Annotated in this window: 11 protein-coding genes; 7 read left to right on the forward strand and 4 right to left on the reverse strand. The window is 56.0% G+C overall.

The window, feature by feature from the left end; all coding sequences use genetic code 11:
* Nucleotides 1-530 precede the first annotated feature (530 nt).
* Nucleotides 531-1,916: a sigma-54 dependent transcriptional regulator gene (locus ATY27_RS08430; RefSeq protein WP_208933162.1), complete on the reverse strand. Its 1,386-nt coding sequence runs from the start codon at nt 1,914-1,916 to the stop codon at nt 531-533.
* Nucleotides 1,916-3,709 carry an ATP-binding protein gene (locus tag ATY27_RS08435; RefSeq protein ID WP_244151443.1) on the reverse strand — a complete coding sequence of 598 codons (1,794 nt, stop codon included), beginning with the start codon at nt 3,707-3,709 and terminating at the stop codon, nt 1,916-1,918. The genes ATY27_RS08430 and ATY27_RS08435 overlap by 1 nt, the downstream gene beginning before the upstream one ends.
* A gap of 283 nt (nt 3,710-3,992) precedes the next feature.
* On the opposite strand from ATY27_RS08435, the gene ATY27_RS08440 reads away from it, so the two are divergent.
* The 3 genes from ATY27_RS08440 (at nt 3,993) to ATY27_RS08450 (ending at nt 9,661) form a co-directional block, all read left to right on the forward strand.
* Nucleotides 3,993-5,168, forward strand: coding sequence for an efflux RND transporter periplasmic adaptor subunit (locus ATY27_RS08440; RefSeq protein ID WP_208933164.1), 1,176 nt, complete (start codon nt 3,993-3,995; stop codon nt 5,166-5,168).
* Nucleotides 5,165-8,227, forward strand: a complete 3,063-nt coding sequence (locus ATY27_RS08445) for an efflux RND transporter permease subunit (protein WP_208933165.1) — start codon at nt 5,165-5,167, stop codon at nt 8,225-8,227. Before ATY27_RS08440 ends, ATY27_RS08445 begins: the two co-directional genes overlap by 4 nt.
* A 246-nt stretch (nt 8,228-8,473) precedes the next feature.
* The gene (locus ATY27_RS08450) at nt 8,474-9,661 is read left to right on the forward strand and encodes a GGDEF domain-containing protein (RefSeq protein WP_208933166.1); all 1,188 of its coding nucleotides are present in this window, start codon (nt 8,474-8,476) and stop codon (nt 9,659-9,661) included.
* 101 nt (nt 9,662-9,762) lie between these two features.
* On the opposite strand, the gene ATY27_RS08455 is transcribed toward ATY27_RS08450, so the two are convergent.
* The gene (locus ATY27_RS08455) at nt 9,763-10,755 is read right to left on the reverse strand and encodes an IS110 family transposase (RefSeq protein WP_208932112.1); all 993 of its coding nucleotides are present in this window, start codon (nt 10,753-10,755) and stop codon (nt 9,763-9,765) included.
* Between the two features lie 351 nt (nt 10,756-11,106).
* On the opposite strand from ATY27_RS08455, the gene ATY27_RS08460 reads away from it, so the two are divergent.
* From ATY27_RS08460 to ATY27_RS08470, 3 genes are read left to right on the forward strand one after another with little or no spacing between them, the layout of a single operon-like run.
* Nucleotides 11,107-11,937, forward strand: a complete 831-nt coding sequence (locus ATY27_RS08460; RefSeq protein WP_208932923.1) for a helix-turn-helix domain-containing protein — start codon at nt 11,107-11,109, stop codon at nt 11,935-11,937.
* 40 nt (nt 11,938-11,977) lie between these two features.
* Complete coding sequence (locus tag ATY27_RS08465) at nt 11,978-12,430, forward strand: carboxymuconolactone decarboxylase family protein (protein WP_208932921.1); 453 nt, start codon at nt 11,978-11,980, stop codon at nt 12,428-12,430.
* A 15-nt stretch (nt 12,431-12,445) separates the two neighbouring features.
* On the forward strand, nt 12,446-13,417 hold the full coding sequence (locus tag ATY27_RS08470; RefSeq protein WP_208932918.1) for a TlpA disulfide reductase family protein: 972 nt from the start codon (nt 12,446-12,448) through the stop codon (nt 13,415-13,417).
* Nucleotides 13,418-13,446: 29 nt separating this feature from the next.
* On the opposite strand, the gene ATY27_RS08475 is transcribed toward ATY27_RS08470, so the two are convergent.
* Nucleotides 13,447-14,442, reverse strand: a complete 996-nt coding sequence (locus ATY27_RS08475) for a tetratricopeptide repeat protein (RefSeq protein ID WP_208932911.1) — start codon at nt 14,440-14,442, stop codon at nt 13,447-13,449.
* 163 nt (nt 14,443-14,605) lie between these two features.
* Between ATY27_RS08475 and ATY27_RS08480 the strand changes: the two genes are divergently transcribed.
* Complete coding sequence (locus ATY27_RS08480; RefSeq protein WP_208932910.1) at nt 14,606-15,055, forward strand: hypothetical protein; 450 nt, start codon at nt 14,606-14,608, stop codon at nt 15,053-15,055.
* Nucleotides 15,056-15,115: the final 60 nt, after the last annotated feature.

A 15,115-nucleotide genomic window follows, 5' to 3' on the forward strand; every position in this document is an offset into this window, starting at 1 on the left:
AAAGTAACCAAAGAAAAACCGACCCCGGTTACGCTCGAAAGCCCGATGAAAATCAACAGTTTGAGGCGCCGGCGTAACTCGCAGGCTGCTACCGTCAGCCTGCTCAGACACCCGCCGTCTTAAAACCTCAAACCGCTGATTTGCATCGGCTCGCTCCAACGGGGAATTGGTTTTCTGAGATGTTACTGCTTTTGACTCGAGTGAATTAAAAACAAATCTTGATGCTGCAGCAGGCTGCCCGTTGGAGCGAGCCGGCTGAAAATCGTTGGCCAAGGTTTTAAGAAAACGAGTGTCTGAGCTGGGCGACGGTAGCGCCCAGCGAGTTACGTTTTCGCCTTGGACGGCGATTTTTCAGACGGGCTTTCGAGTGGAACCGGGCGAGCGCTTTTTGGTTACTTTTTATCGCGATAAAAAGTAACTCGCCCAAAGGGCGAAACAGCCGAACGCCAGTTCAAAGACAAGAGTGAACTCTTTGCTAGACGGTCTATCGGTGAAGATAAAAATGAATCCAGCAGAATCCAGCATCGAAATTACTCCAAAAAATCCCTTCGGGTCAGCTGATACCTGGCCATTTTGTCGTACAGGGTTTTGCGGGCGAGGCCGAGTTCCTGCATCACGTCTTTGATCGAGCCGTGGTGCTGGTTCAGCGCTTCTTCAATCAAGCTTTTTTCGTAAGCTTCGACCCGTTGCTGCAGCGACATCAGGCTGCTGATGCCATCGTTCAGGGTGTCGGTTTTACCAAAACAGACGGCCGGGCCAAGCAGCACATAACGCTCGGCCATATTGCGTAATTCGCGCACGTTGCCGGGCCAGTCATGTTGTTGTAATTGCTGCACCTGAGAAGGCGTCAGTGGCTGATATTCTTTGTGAAACCGTGCCGCCGCGACCAGGGCAAAATGACTGAACAGCAACATCAGGTCGTCGCGCCGTTCGCGTAAAGGCGGCAGGCTGACTTCGACCAGACTTAAGCGGTAATACAAATCGGCGCGAAAAGCCCCGCTGGCGGCCAGTTGTTTTAAGTCGGTTTTAGTGGCGGCAATAATGCGCAGGTCCAGCGCGACCGGCTGGTTCGAGCCCAGCCGGGTGACGCGGCGTTCTTCCAGTACCCGCAGCAGTTTGACCTGCAACGACAGCGGCGTACTTTCAATTTCATCGAGAAACAGCGTGCCGCCATTGGCGAATTCAAATTTGCCGGCGCGTTTTTTCTCCGCGCCGGTATAAGCGCCGGCGTCGGTACCAAACAGTTCGCTTTCAATCAACTGTTCCGGAATGGCGCCGCAGTTGATCGCAACAAAGTTATGCTCGCGCCGGCTGCTTTGTTCATGCAGATAACGCGCAACCAACTCTTTGCCACAGCCGGTTTCGCCAAAAATCAGCACATCGGCTGGCGCGTCCAGTACGGCATCCAGCACGCTGCGCAGCTGCACCATGGCCGGACTTTGGCCGAGGATCCTCATACCCGGTTGCTGCGCCCGTGCGACTGAGGCTTTCAGCTGGCGGTTTTCCAGCACCAGCGCGCGTTTTTCCAGTGCGCGCTGCGCCACTTCGAGCAAATGGGTGTTATCAAAGGGTTTTTCCAGAAAATCATAAGCGCCTTGTTGCAGCGCTTTGACCGCGAGTGACACGGCGCCATAACCGGTCAGCACCACCACCGGAATTTCGGCATCGATGGCGTGAATAGCCTGCATCAATTCCAGCCCATGCATCGCCGGCATATGGATATCGGTGATGACTATGCCGGGAAAGTCCTGACCATAGCCTTCAGTCCCGAGTTGTTTTAGCAGCGCGCCCGGATTGGCCGTGCTGCTGCAACGCAGCCCTTCGAGGCGGAACAGCTGTTCAACCACAGTGCGGATCTCGGCTTCATCATCGATAAACAGGATCTGCGGCATAGATTCAGTGACAGAGAGTGGCATCAGCAGGTTTCCATCGGTAATAGCGGCAAAGTAACACAAAACTCAGCGCCGCCCTGCGGGTGATTGCGCACCTCCAGTTTACCGGCAAACGACTGGATAATGCGCTGCGAAATCGACAAGCCAAGCCCCAGGCCGTCGCGTTGTTTGGTGGTGAAAAAGGCTTCAAAAATTCGTTCTAGGTGATGCGGTTCAATGCCAGGGCCCTGATCTTTTAATAGGATCTGCACCTGCGTTTCCTGTGTTTTGACCGCCACAGCCAGCGCAGCATCGGTTTGTTGTTGCATCGCCTGCAGCGCGTTGGTCAGTAAGTTAACCAGCACCTGTTCCAGCTGGATTGGGTCGCCCAGTACCTGCGGCGGCACTTCCGGTAGCTGCAGCCGCACTTTGACACCCTGGCGCTGGCACTGATGGTGTACCAGACCGACCGCATCCAGGACCAGTTTGTTGATATCCACCGGTTGGTTTTTGCCGGCGCTTTTGCGGCTGAAATCTTTAAACTGCGCGACGATATTACTGAGCCTGGCGATCAGCTGCTGCATCGCCTGCAGGTTTTGCCGCGCTTCGCTGTACATGGCTTTATCCAGCATTTTGGCAGTGGTCTGGCTGTAGCTCGACAGCGCGGTCAGTGGCTGATTCAGCTCATGATTCAGCGACGCAGACAAACTGCCGATGGTGGCGAGTTTCGCGGCCTGCACCAGTTCCTGTTCGGTTTGCGCCAGCGCGGTTTCGGTTTGTTCGCGCTGGCGGATCTGCGCTACCAGTTGTTGGTTACTGGCGGCCAGATCGGCGGTGCGGGCGATGACACGCTGCTCCAGCTGCCGCGCATGTTGTTCCAGCTGTGCCGCCCGTTTTTGCCGTTCGCGCTGCAGGCGCCAACCGAGCAACAAAATAACAAACAGCAAGGTCGTCAGCAGCAAAGCGGTGCTCAGTTGCTGATAGGCGTCTGTAGCCGGCGTCAGCACCGTTAGCTGCCAGCCAAATTCGGTCAGGTCCTGCGACTGGGCGAGGAAATTACGTTGATCGCCGGCCAACGGCATTCGCCATAGCTGCTGCCAAGGCGTCAGTATTGCGCGGCGCTGGCTGTGTTGCAGTGCGGTGATGTTTTTCGTCAGATAACGTTGTTGTTCGGTGGCACTCAGCGGCTGATTATCGAGCTTGGTCAAACGCCAGGCTGGCACGTCGGACAGGAAAATCTCATTGCTTTGGCCGGTAACAATAAAATGGCTGCCGGCCAGACCGGCGATTTGTTGTTGTTGCAGCTCCAGTGGTTCTAAATCTACTTTTGCCACCAGCACGGCCAGCACCGGGCTGGCCGGGTTCGCCGCATCCTGCAGCATCGGCGCACTGTAATAAACACCACGCATGCCGCTGGTATGACCGAGCGCATAATAAAACCCTGGCTGGCGCTGCAGCGCGGCCAGCACATAAGGCCGAAAGCCAAAATCACGGCCGACATAAGAAGCGGCTTCGGCACTGTTGCTGCTGGCCAGTACTATGCCGGCGGTGCTGACCAGATACAGATCGGCGACGCCGGCGCTTTGCTGCAGCTCCGCCAGATAATGGTTCAGCGCCGGAATATCCTGCTGCGCTAACCACTGTTGCAGTAGCGGGCTTTGGCCCAGCTGGGCCGGCAGATTGGCGTGGCGGCCAATACTATGGCGCAGAAAGGCCGCCAGATTGTGACTCTGACTGACCGCCTGGGCGCGTAAATCCTGATAAATCCAGTGCTGGCAGGCCGCTGCCGTCAACAACAGCAACAGCAGATAACACAGCAGCAGTGCCGGACGGGGCATTCGAAGCACAATGAGTTCCTGAAATCAGCATGAAGTGACAGTGTAAGGGCAAGCGGCGCAGGCGGCAATTGCGGCGCATTGCCATGGTGCTCACTCCGCTCTGCGCTGTTACTTGCCGGTAATTCCTGTTAATTTCAGTGATATCACCACGCATTAATCGCCTTTCGCCGGGGCTTGGCCGCATCTGTTGATCGCGACCGATCTTTCCTGCGTTTTGCTTGGGCAGAATAACGGCATCATTGAGCAGCTGTCCGCCGCGCCGCAACTTTTCGGGAGTACATCCATGCAATTATCACAGGTCTTATTGGCCACCCTCGGTCTGCTCGCTGTTTTCAGCAATGCAACTGCGCAGGAAAAACCACAAGCGGCGAGAATGCAAGCGGGGGTTCCGGTGGTGGTGGCTGTGGTGACTGCGCAAGACGTGCCGGTCTGGCTGCGCGGTATCGGTCAGGTGAAGCCACAACAAAGCGTGGAGATCCGGCCGCAGGTCGATGGTTTATTGCAGCAGGTACTGGTGCGCGAAGGTGATATGGTCACAGCCGGTCAGTTACTGGCCACGCTGGATGACCGCGCCATTAAAGCCGCGCTGGCGCAGGCCCAGGCGCAGCGCGCAGTGGCAGAAGCCAAACTGAATGTGGCCAAACGCGATTTAAAACGTTATCAGAATTTAAGCCAGAGCCAGGCCATTTCGGCTCAGCAAAAAGACCAGCAGCAGGCCACAGTGCAACAGCTACAAGCCGAGCTGCAAAGCGTCGAAGCACAAATCAATGCGCAGCAAGTGCAGCTGTCGTTCACGCAAATTCATGCCCCTATTGCCGGCCAGGTCGGCATCCGCAATGTCGATGCCGGCAACTATGTGCGTCCGTCTGATACGCAGGGCTTATTTTCCGTGGTGCAGCTCGACCCGATCAGCGTCGAAATGGCTTTACCTCAAGCGCAGTTACCGCAGTTACAACAGCTGATGCAGCAGGTGCGCCAGCAGCAGGCGGTGCCGGTCGAAGCCTTCGTGCGTGATGGTGGCGACAAACTGGCCAGCGGCACTTTGACCGTCGTCGACAACAAAGTCAGTGCCGGCAGCGGTACTATCCGTGTCAAAGCTGATTTTGCCAATCCGGCGCAGGCCTTATGGCCGGCGCAGACTGTGGTGGTGGCGCTTCGCAGTAGATTATTAACTCAGGCGCTGACCATTCCGGTCAAAGCGCTGCAACAAGGGCCACAAGGCGCTTTTGTCTGGTTTGTCGACGGCGACAAAGCCAAAGTGCAGCCGGTGCAGGTGCTGGAAAGCACCGAGACTGTGGTCGTCGTCAGCGGTGTCAGTGCCGGCCAGCAAGTGGTCGTCGATGGCCAGAGCCGGTTACGGCCGGGCGCGACCGTGGTGATTAAAACCGCGGCCGAGCAAGCACAAGCAAACAAAGCGAAAAAAGACGCGAAACAAGCCGCGGCGGAGCATGCAGCATGAATAGCCGCAGTATTTTTGCCTGGTGTATGCATCACCCGATCGGCACCGTTCTGCTGACCTGTGCTTTGGTGCTGATGGGCATTCTGGCCTTTCCGCGCCTGTCGATTGCGCCTTTGCCGGAAGCCGAATTCCCGACCATTGAAGTCAGCGCGCGATTACCCGGTGCCAGTGCGGAAACGATGGCCTCAGCAGTCGCCACACCGTTAGAAGTCGCGCTCAGTGTCGTGCCCGGCATTACCGAAATGACCTCCAGCAGCGCGCTCGGTTCGGTCAATATCACGTTGCAGTTTGTGCTGGAAAAAGACATCGACGCCGCCGCGCAGGAAGTGCAGGCAGCGCTGAATCAGGCCGCCGGCCGTTTGCCGGATATGCCGAATCAGCCAACCTGGCGCAAAGCCAATCCGTCGGACAGCCCGATCCTCATCATCGGCGTGACCTCGGAAACGCTGTCACGCAGCCAAATCAGTGATTTGGCGGAAACCGTGCTGGCGCGTCAGCTCAGCCAGATTTATGGCGTCGGCGAGGTATTTATTGGTGGTCAGCAAAAGCCGGCCATTCGTATTCAGGCGCGGCCGGAAGTGCTGGCGGCGAATAACTTAACGTTGGCCGATATCCGAGCCGTGGTGCAAAAAGCCAGTGTGAATCAGCCCAAAGGCGCGCTGTTTGGTGCGAACCGGGTGTCGACGCTGGCGGTCAACGACCAGATTTTCAGTGCCGACGAATATGGCCAGCTCATCGTCAAATATGACAATGGCAATCCGGTGTATTTGCGGGATGTCGCCAACGTGGTGGCCGGTGCAGAAAATGATTTTGTGCAAATTTGGCCGAATGGTGAATCGGGTGTGGCGCTGATCATCCGCCGTCAGCCCGGCGCCAATATAGTCGCGACCGCCGATGCCATTCAGGCGGCACTGCCGCAGCTGATGTCGGCGTTACCGGCCGACATCAAAGTGGAAGTGTTTAACGACCGCACCCGCACCATCCGCGCCTCGCTGGCCGAGGTAGAACTGACACTGGCGATTGCCGTGGTGCTGGTGATCGCGGTGATGGCGGCGTTTTTAAAGCAGTGGTCGGCGACCTTAATAGTCACGGCTGTGCTGCTGGTATCCCTGATCGCCACCTGCGCTTTTATGTATCTGGCGGGCTTTAGTATCAACAACTTAACCCTGGTGGCGATAGTGATCGCGGTCGGCTTTATCGTTGATGATGCCATTGTCGTCATTGAGAATATCCACTGTTATCTCGAACTTGGTCTCAGTAAAACCGAAGCGGCACTGAAAGGCGCGCAAGAGATTGGTTTTACCGTGATTTCGATTTCAGTGTCGCTGATTGCCGCTTTTATTCCGCTGCTGTTTATGGGTGGTATTATCGGCCGGCTGTTTCTGGAATTCTCGTTAACCGCCGCCGCGGCTATTTTGATTTCAGTAGTGGTGTGTCTGACCTTAGCCCCGACGCTGGCGTCGATTTTTATGGATAAAGCGCCGCATCATGATGCCAACAATCCCGGCTTGTTCGACCGGCTGGTGCAGCGTTATGACCGGGTGCTGACCTGGGCTTTAGCGCATCAGCGTGTGATGCTTTGCGTGTTTGGCCTGACGCTGGCCGGCAGTGTGGCAAGCTTTATCGCTATCCCAAAAGGGTTTTTCCCGCTGCAGGACACTGGTTTTGTCATCGGTTCTACCCAGGCCGCGTCGGATATTTCCTATGAAGACATGGTGGCCAAACACAAGCAGCTGGAAGATATCCTGCGTAAAGACCCGGACATCACTGGCTTTAACCATGCGGTCGGCGGCAATAATTCGACCGGGGCAGGACGGATCTGGATAGTGCTGAGCGACCCGGATGACCGCGACGCCAGCGCCAGTGAAATCATCGACCGCTTGCGGCCGCAGTTTGCGCAAATCCCTGGGCTGCAGGTGTTTTTACGCGCCTCGCAGGATATTAACTTAGGCGCCAACCAGGGCCGGGCGCAGTATCAGTATGTGTTAAAAGCGCTGGATAGCGACGAACTGGCGAGCTGGACCAATCAGCTCACGGCAAAACTTCGGCAAAACCCGCTGTTCACCGATTTATCCAATGACCTGCAGTGGGACGCTAATATCATCCGGCTGGAACTGGACCGCCAGGCAGCAGCGCGCTTGGGTTTTACCGCCGCTGATCTGGACCAGGCTTTGTATGACGCTTTTGGCCAGCGCCAAATCAGCGAATATCAGACCGAAACCAACCAATACAATGTGATTCTGGAAGTAAGCCCCGAACAACGTGGCCGCGCCGACAGCCTGAATTATTTCTACCTGCGCTCGCCGCTGACCGGCGACATGGTGCCGCTACTGAGCTTTGCCAAAGTGTTGCCGGCACAAAGTGGCCCTGTGGTGATTGCCCACCACGGTATGCAGCCGGCGGCGAATATCTCCTTTAACCTGGCGGCCGGCGTGGCGCTTGGCGATGCGGTGAAAGCGCTGGAACAGGCGCGCGCTGAGCTGAATATGCCAGCGGCGGTGCTCGGTACTTTCTTAGGTGCTGCGCAGGCGTTTCAGGATTCACTCGCCAGTCAGCCGCTGCTGATCCTGACTGCATTGCTGGCGGTTTATATCATCCTCGGTGTGTTGTATGAGAGTTTTGTCCATCCGCTGACGATTTTGTCGACCTTGCCTTCAGCGGCGATTGGCGCTATCGGGCTGCTGTGGTTATGGGGCTTAGATTTCTCCATCATGGCGCTGATTGGCATCATTCTGCTCATCGGTATCGTGAAGAAAAACGGCATTCTGATGGTCGACTTTGCCCTGCAGGCGCAGCGCGAACAGGGCTTAAGCGCACGTGATGCCATTCACCAGGCCTGTCTGGTGCGGTTTCGCCCTATCATGATGACGACGCTCGCCGCGATTCTCGGCGCAGTGCCGCTGCTGCTTGGCTTTGGCACCGGTTCTGAACTCCGGGTGCCGCTTGGGGTGGCGATTGTCGGTGGGCTGGCCTTTAGCCAGATCCTGACGTTACTGACCACGCCTGTGGTGTTTCTGACGCTGGATAAGTTGTTTTTGCAAAAACGCCGGCAGGCCTAATCGGCGCTCAGCGCCTTTTTTTCGTGGTACAGCGCATTAGTACAGCGCATTGCGTTTTTTCATGATGCGCTGTAGCCGACACAAGTCCGCTTGACAAGTTTCGCTGTCCCCAATCATGCTGTGTAACGCTTTTCCGCTACCGGCTGCTTTGACCCTGCAGCCAGTGAAAAGCCAAATCTGATTCCACCAGCTGTGTTATCAAATCGCGTTTTATCCGGTCTCATTTGAAGAAGGCAGGGGCGATTTATGCTGTATCCAATCATGCATGCAGTCGGCAGCACCGTGTATTTCATGTTGTTTCTGCTGTTTTTATGCGCCCGGCTGGTGCCGCGCACCAACCCCGGCATCACCTGTTGGGCCTTCGCCGCGCTCGCCGCCTGCTGTGCCCGCCTTGCCATGTTATTGCTGCCAACCGAAACCGACGCCGCCTCTGGTTTGCTCTGGTATGGCGTGTTTATCGCGCTGGAAAAGTTGTTGTTATTACTCGGCGCTTTCCGGTTTTTTGGTGCGGTGTTGCTGCCGGGCGGTGGGATGATCACTGACCGCTGGCTTTACAGCGCTGTCGCTTTATTGCTTGGCTGGATCTTCGCTTATGGCCATCTTGGGTTACCCCGGGTTATCTATGATTCAGGCCTCGCAGTTTTTAATATGCTGGCGCTGTTGTTATTGGCACTGGCGGTCTACCGCTGCCGCATCCGGCTGCCGCACTGGCTGAAATCCGGCATCGTCAGCATCGCGGCTCTGCTGGCACTGCACTGGCTGTTGATAGTGCCCTTGTATCTGTGGTTATTGCCGGACTGGCGCCAGCAAGGTTTTGTGTTTGGCACTGTATTGGCTATGGTGCAATACCTGCTGATCCTGAGCACTGTCATAGTACTGTTTTGCCGCCGGCTGACCGAATCCGAAGCCAAAGCGCTGGAGCTGGCTTATCAGGACCCTTTAACCGGCCTTAGCAATAAAAGATATGTCGACGTATTGTTTGGTCAGGCACTGCAGCTGGCGAACCGGCCACATCAGGCCTTAGCGGTGTTTTATATCGACCTCGATAACTTCAAACCGATTAACGACAGCGCCGGCCACAAAACCGGGGATTTAGTGCTGCAGGAAGTGGCGCGCCGGCTCAAAGCCAGCCTGCGCAGCACCGACATTTGCGCCCGCATCGGCGGCGACGAATTTGTTGTGATCGCCACCCAAATCGAACAGGAGCAATACGTGCAGGAAATCGCCGCCAAACTGCTGAAGCAACTGCAGCAACCGGTGGAGATTGACGGCCACAGCTATGAACTCGGCGCCAGCATCGGCGTCAGCCTGCACCCACGCCACGGTCAGGAACTGGCCGAACTGCTGGAAAAAGCCGACAGCGCCATGTATCAGGTGAAACAACAAGGTCGCAACGGTTACCGGCTCTACAGCGGCGAAGAACGGCGGGGGTGAACGACATGTTTTCACCAATGTACGCCGCATGGGTTATGTACGGCGACGCTGGCGCTTGCCGTACCTACGGATTTTTGCTCTGGTAGATACTCTGTTTCCGGTCAATGGTTCAGGTGCTTTTCGCTGAACAACAAACTTGAGTCGAAGGTAGTCTGGGTCTGCATGCAGGCCCAGATGCCAACCAGATATTTCCGCATTACGGCGCATTGTGCCTGGATTTTCTTTTTGCCACGCCCGGTTAACGCCTCATAAAACGCTCTGGCTCTGACATCATGACGAACTGCGCTCATTGCTGGCATGTACAGAGCTGCACGCAGATAGGCATTACCCGCTTTGCTCAGGCGCCCGGGTTTGTTGACGCTGCTACCAGATTCGGTTTTGCGTACGTCCAGTCCCGCATAACGACTGACCTGCGGGGCTTTCATCGTCGATGGCAATACGCACAACTCCGCCAATATCGCGATGGCACTGGTCTCGCCAATGCCTTTGGCGGCCGTCAGTCGGTCAAAGTGTGCAGCTAAGATTTCATTACTGACAATCAGTGTCAAAGCTGCCTGAGTCAGACGTTTGATGCGTCGTTCCAGTTGCTCAATGCCTTCCTGCTCGTCTTCAATCAGCATTGGCAACGTCATCCCTTTGGACATCAACGCATGCAAACGATTCTTTGCCTGAGTGCGACTGCCTGTTAACCGGTTGAGCTGCCGGCCAATATCGCGAAGTCCAAGCAGTTCATCTTGAGGCAGCGTCCATAAGCGCGGTCTCATGCACTGCGCGAACTCTGCCAGTAGTGCAGCATCGACCGCATCTGTTTTGTTGCCATTAAGCTTAAGCGCTGCAAAGTGATGAAAACTCTTGGGATTAATCACTGCCACGGGCAAATTTGCCTTCGCTAACGCCACCGCAAGGTCGAGATAATAAATCCCGGTTGCTTCCATCACGATGAGTTCAGGGGCTAGCTTTTGTAGCTTGCGCACCACAGCAGCATGGCCATCAGGTGTTTGGCTGAACTGTTCGGACTTACTGGTTTTGTCATCATCTCTGACTACCAAATCAACAGTCTTCGCAGCAACGTCAATCCCAACAAAACCACTCATATGCTTCCCCTTTGAACATCAAATAGGCCAGAATAGTCACCGGCTCCCCGACCTCGCACTTGATGCCCGGCTCGACCTTGTGATGCGAAGTCCTTGTAATACAAGGCTTCCGGATACTCTTCGAGTTGAGCAATGAGGCGGGGGGCTACTCTACGAACGAGGTCAGAATAAACAGCCTCAAGGTACGGACAGCCTCCCCGGTAAACTGGTTTTATTATCAATTCATTAAGGTTCAACATACAAGGTACGGTAAGCGCGAGCGCCACCGTACGAACTGGCCGTCTGCACCCGCTTGCTCCGCCGCTTAATGCCGCATAAGCTGCGTTTATCACTGCCACAAAACAACACCCGATGACCGCGTCCACCCAGCAAATCCAAACAGTTTTACAACCGCAACTGCAGCAATCGTTGCCGGGTTTTCAGCAGCGCGCCGCTTGCACTCAGTTGCAGCCCTGGGTGCAGTTGTACTGGTCGTTGCGCATACCGGCGGACAGTGGCGAGGTACCAAGCCATGCGCTGTATCCGGACGGCGGCAGCAATCTGACTATTGAATTTACCGCCGGCCAGCTGCCCCAAGCCTGGCTGCAGTATGCGCCAAAGCTGACGCACAGTCAGTTCCGCGCAGGTCAGCAGTTGCTCAGTGTGCGCTTTCAGCCGACCGGTGCTTTCCAGCTGCTTGGCATCAGTCCGGCCGAACTCACGGCGCCGCAGCTTGACCTGCAACTGGCCAATATAGCGGGGCTAACTCAGTTGCTGGACCTGTTAGCTGACCAAAGCGACGTCGCAGCGCAGCTGAATGCCATTGAATGCTGGTTACTGGGCTTGGCCGAAGCCATCATCTCTGGCCAACAGCTTGTACTGCATAGTCTGCAGCTGCTACAGCAGCCGGCGGCGGATTTACAGCACTTATATCAGCAGTTACCGAAAAGCCGGCGTCAGTATGAACGACGCTTTAAGCTGGAAACCGGTTTGTCACCGGCACAATTACAGCTGATGCTGAAGGTGCGGTTGGCGCGGTTTATCCTCAGCCAGAACCCGGCTGCCGAGCTTGCCAGCGTGGCGCAGCAGGCCGGCTTTTACGATCAGGCCCATCTGCATCTGCATTTTTATCGCCTGACCGGCCAGACGCCGGGCCAGTATAAAAAACGCAAGATGTCGCAAATCTCCAAGGCCGGGCGTTAGCAGATTTATAGACTGAGCACCTCAACCAATGGAGGTGTTTATGTCAGAACGTATCAGCCGGACTCAGGTTTACAAAATGCAGCCGGCACTGCTGCAACATATGATGGCTTTGGCCAAAGCGACTGAAGCGTCCGGCTTGCCGCACAGCTTGATTCACCTGATTAAACTGCGCGCATCGCAACTCAACGGCTGTGCTTTTTGCCAGCATATGCATGCCGGTGAAGCACGCAAAGACGGCGAGTTGCAGCAACGGCTGGATGTATTGCCGGCCTGGCGCGAAGTGGGTGGGGTGTTCACACCGGCCGAACAGGCCGCGCTGCGCTGGACCGAAGCGCTAACGCTGGTGGCGCAACACGGCGTGTCAGATGCTGATTTTGCTGCGGTTGCGGCAGAATACAGCGACGCGCAAATTCTGGATTTAACCGTGATGATCACTATCATCAACAGCTGGAACCGCATCGCTGTGGGCTTTCACTTTCAGCCGGATTTTTAACCTGAGGAATCTTTCATGCAGCAAACCAAGATCTTCACCACCACCGCCGGTCGGGCCCTGTTTGCCCTGTTTGCCCTGCTGCTCATGAGCCTGTCGGGTTTAGCCAGCGCCGCAGAACCGGCTTATCGCGAAGTTCCGGCGTATCGCACCGTACCGCTGCAGGCGTTTCCGGGCGACAAGGTGAGCAACCTGACTAGCTTAGATGCCAGCAAGCCGGTTTACATCAAAATGTGGGCAACCTGGTGCCAGCCCTGTATGCAGCAAATGCCGCATTTTCAGAAGCTGTATCAACAGTTTGGCGACAAGGTGAATTTTGTCGCAGTGAATATCGATATCAACGAAGCGCCTGAGGATATCCGGCAGGTGGTCAACAAGTTTGGCCTGACTATGCCGGTGTGGCGCGATGTTGAAGGCAAGCTGGCGGTGCAGCTGGGTTTAGTCGGCACACCGTTTTCAGTGCTGCTAAATACCGCCGGCGAGCAGGTTTACAGTACTCATGAGTCGGACCAGGCGCTGGATGGCTTTCTCGCGCGGTTAGCGCAAGGTCAGCAGTTGCCGCCGGCGTCCAGCGAAACCCTGAGCGCCGCAGCACAACAACAACGGCTGCAGCCTTTTTTAACCGGCGAGCATTATCTGTTTATCAGCGCCACCTGGTGCGACTGGTATTTAAAAGAGTCGCGGCCTGTGATGTCGGCGCAGTGCCAGCAGGCGCAACAGCAATTAAACGCGCTGGCGGCTAAGTTTCCCAAAGTGCGCTGGACCGGCGTCGTTAATCACCTGTGGACTGACGACAAAGCCTTGGCCGAATTTAATACACTGTACAAGATGCAGGTGCCGTTTCAGATTGACCACCATGGTGTGTTATTTCAACACTTTAACGTGCGGCAAATTCCGGTATTGTTAAAGGTCGCCAATGGCAAAGTGCTGCAGGAAATCACTGATTTCAGCAATCCGGCACAGGTGATGAGCCAGCTGGCGGCCCGTTAACTGCTGAACTGCAGCGGCATTGCCGGGGTTTAGTGGCTGGTACTGACATAAGGCCCGCATTGCTGCTCGAGTTGCGGCAGGCGTAAATCCTGCTGCGGGTTGAGTGCTGGTGCCGGCGTGATGCCGCTGCCGGCACCGGCTTGCTGTAACAGCAGCGCCGCGTTTTGCACCAGCCCCGGAATACGCAAAGGCGCCGCCAGTTGCTGCAGCTGTCGCAGATCTGCCGGTAGTACAGGCCGCGTAGTCTTACGCAAGGCCTGCAGCAGCGCCAGGTAGTGCTGTAATTCGGCCGGCGCTTTTTTATCGATAGTGCTGCTGATACTGCGGGCATAGCGGTCAAACGCCGGCCAGTCCTGCTGCGACACCACCACTGTCAGTAAATTCAGCGACGCCATCTGCAGGGAATAGCGTTCCTGCAACTGGGTATAACCATACATTGCCTGGCGTAACTGCTTCAGGGCCGGCTGGTACTGCTGCTGACGCCACAACACCAGGCCGAGATTGTTTTGCAGCAAAGCCACCAGCGCCGGCTGTTTGTACAGAGTTGCGGCCGCAAGGCTTTGCTCGAAATAGGTCGTGGCTTTGGCAAAATCGCCCTGAATGTAGCTGATTTGGCCGAGGCTCATGTCAACCCGCGCCTGTTCCACCGGCGGTAAATCAAAGTGGGCGCTGCATTGATACCAATAAAATGCTGCCGGATACTTCTGCTGCATAAAATTGACGAAACCGGCGGCCAGTAACAAATCGGTTTTACTCAGTCCTGCATTTAACAACGCATCAGCCCGGCGCAGGTTATGCTCAGCTTCGCCAAAACGCTGCAACCGGGTGTAGGCCCGCGCACTTAAGACCAGCCAGTCGCGCTGATACCAGGCCGGCGTATCGCTCAGTACCGGCAGCTGCGCTTCAAATAAGGCGATGGTCTCCGCAGGGCGGGTCAGCGCCGCCGCACGCGCTTCGTCAAAGGCGTCTGCCGCAGCACTGGAATGAGCGTGAAGTAAACACAAGGCCAACAGGATCTCTTTCATTATGCCTCTGAAATGAGACAAAGCAGGGACAAGGACAGGCCGCATATCTCGCCGTGGCAGGCCCGCTGGTTTATTGAAAAATAGCAGACAAGTTGGCCGACTGTGCAAGCCCGGAGCGTTCCGTTAATCTGAGGCATGACAATCGGCAAATCAGGGTATTCAGATGCAAACAACGACCGGTACCAGCCCTGGCGGCAACTGTTTATGTGGCAGCTGTTTATGTGGAGCGGTAACCGTTGAAATTCAGCTGCCACAGCCAGCATCAGCCTACGCGCCACGCCGCTGCGACTGCGACTTCTGCACCAGCCGCAACCTGCAGTATTTATCCGACGCCAAAGGCCAACTGCAGATCCACAGCTCCAGGCCGCTGCAGCGGCTCCGGCAAGGTTCAGCACAAGCCGAATTCCTCGCCTGCAGCCAATGCCAAACCATCGTCGCCGTCTGCTACCGCGAAGCAGAGATCTGCGTCGGCGCCGTTAACGCTTCTCTGCTGAAGCCGGGAAGCCCGTTTGCTGAAGCGGTGACAGTGCAACCCAGATTATTAGCAGCAGACACCAAAACCGAACGCTGGAAACAGCTGTGGACACCGTTGGTGGTGGAGGAGGGCGAGTGAGGTTGGTGAGGGGAATTGTTGGGTTATTCTGCTTTTGATGTGAGTAAATTGTCGAAGAGG

The sequence above is a fragment of the Rheinheimera sp. F8 genome, from assembly GCF_001518915.1.

What these genes read in the sequence shown, in the direction of transcription:
- ATY27_RS08430 (WP_208933162.1), bottom strand. Translation starts at nt 1,916, where the DNA reads ATGCCACTCTCTGTCACTGAATCTATGCCGCAGATCCTGTTTATCGAT.
- ATY27_RS08435 (WP_244151443.1), bottom strand. Translation starts at nt 3,709, where the DNA reads ATGCCCCGTCCGGCACTGCTGCTGTGTTATCTGCTGTTGCTGTTGTTG.
- ATY27_RS08440 (WP_208933164.1), top strand. Translation starts at nt 3,993, where the DNA reads ATGCAATTATCACAGGTCTTATTGGCCACCCTCGGTCTGCTCGCTGTT.
- ATY27_RS08445 (WP_208933165.1), top strand. Translation starts at nt 5,165, where the DNA reads ATGAATAGCCGCAGTATTTTTGCCTGGTGTATGCATCACCCGATCGGC.
- ATY27_RS08450 (WP_208933166.1), top strand. Translation starts at nt 8,474, where the DNA reads ATGCTGTATCCAATCATGCATGCAGTCGGCAGCACCGTGTATTTCATG.
- ATY27_RS08455 (WP_208932112.1), bottom strand. Translation starts at nt 10,755, where the DNA reads ATGAGTGGTTTTGTTGGGATTGACGTTGCTGCGAAGACTGTTGATTTG.
- ATY27_RS08460 (WP_208932923.1), top strand. Translation starts at nt 11,107, where the DNA reads ATGACCGCGTCCACCCAGCAAATCCAAACAGTTTTACAACCGCAACTG.
- ATY27_RS08465 (WP_208932921.1), top strand. Translation starts at nt 11,978, where the DNA reads ATGTCAGAACGTATCAGCCGGACTCAGGTTTACAAAATGCAGCCGGCA.
- ATY27_RS08470 (WP_208932918.1), top strand. Translation starts at nt 12,446, where the DNA reads ATGCAGCAAACCAAGATCTTCACCACCACCGCCGGTCGGGCCCTGTTT.
- ATY27_RS08475 (WP_208932911.1), bottom strand. Translation starts at nt 14,442, where the DNA reads ATGAAAGAGATCCTGTTGGCCTTGTGTTTACTTCACGCTCATTCCAGT.
- ATY27_RS08480 (WP_208932910.1), top strand. Translation starts at nt 14,606, where the DNA reads ATGCAAACAACGACCGGTACCAGCCCTGGCGGCAACTGTTTATGTGGC.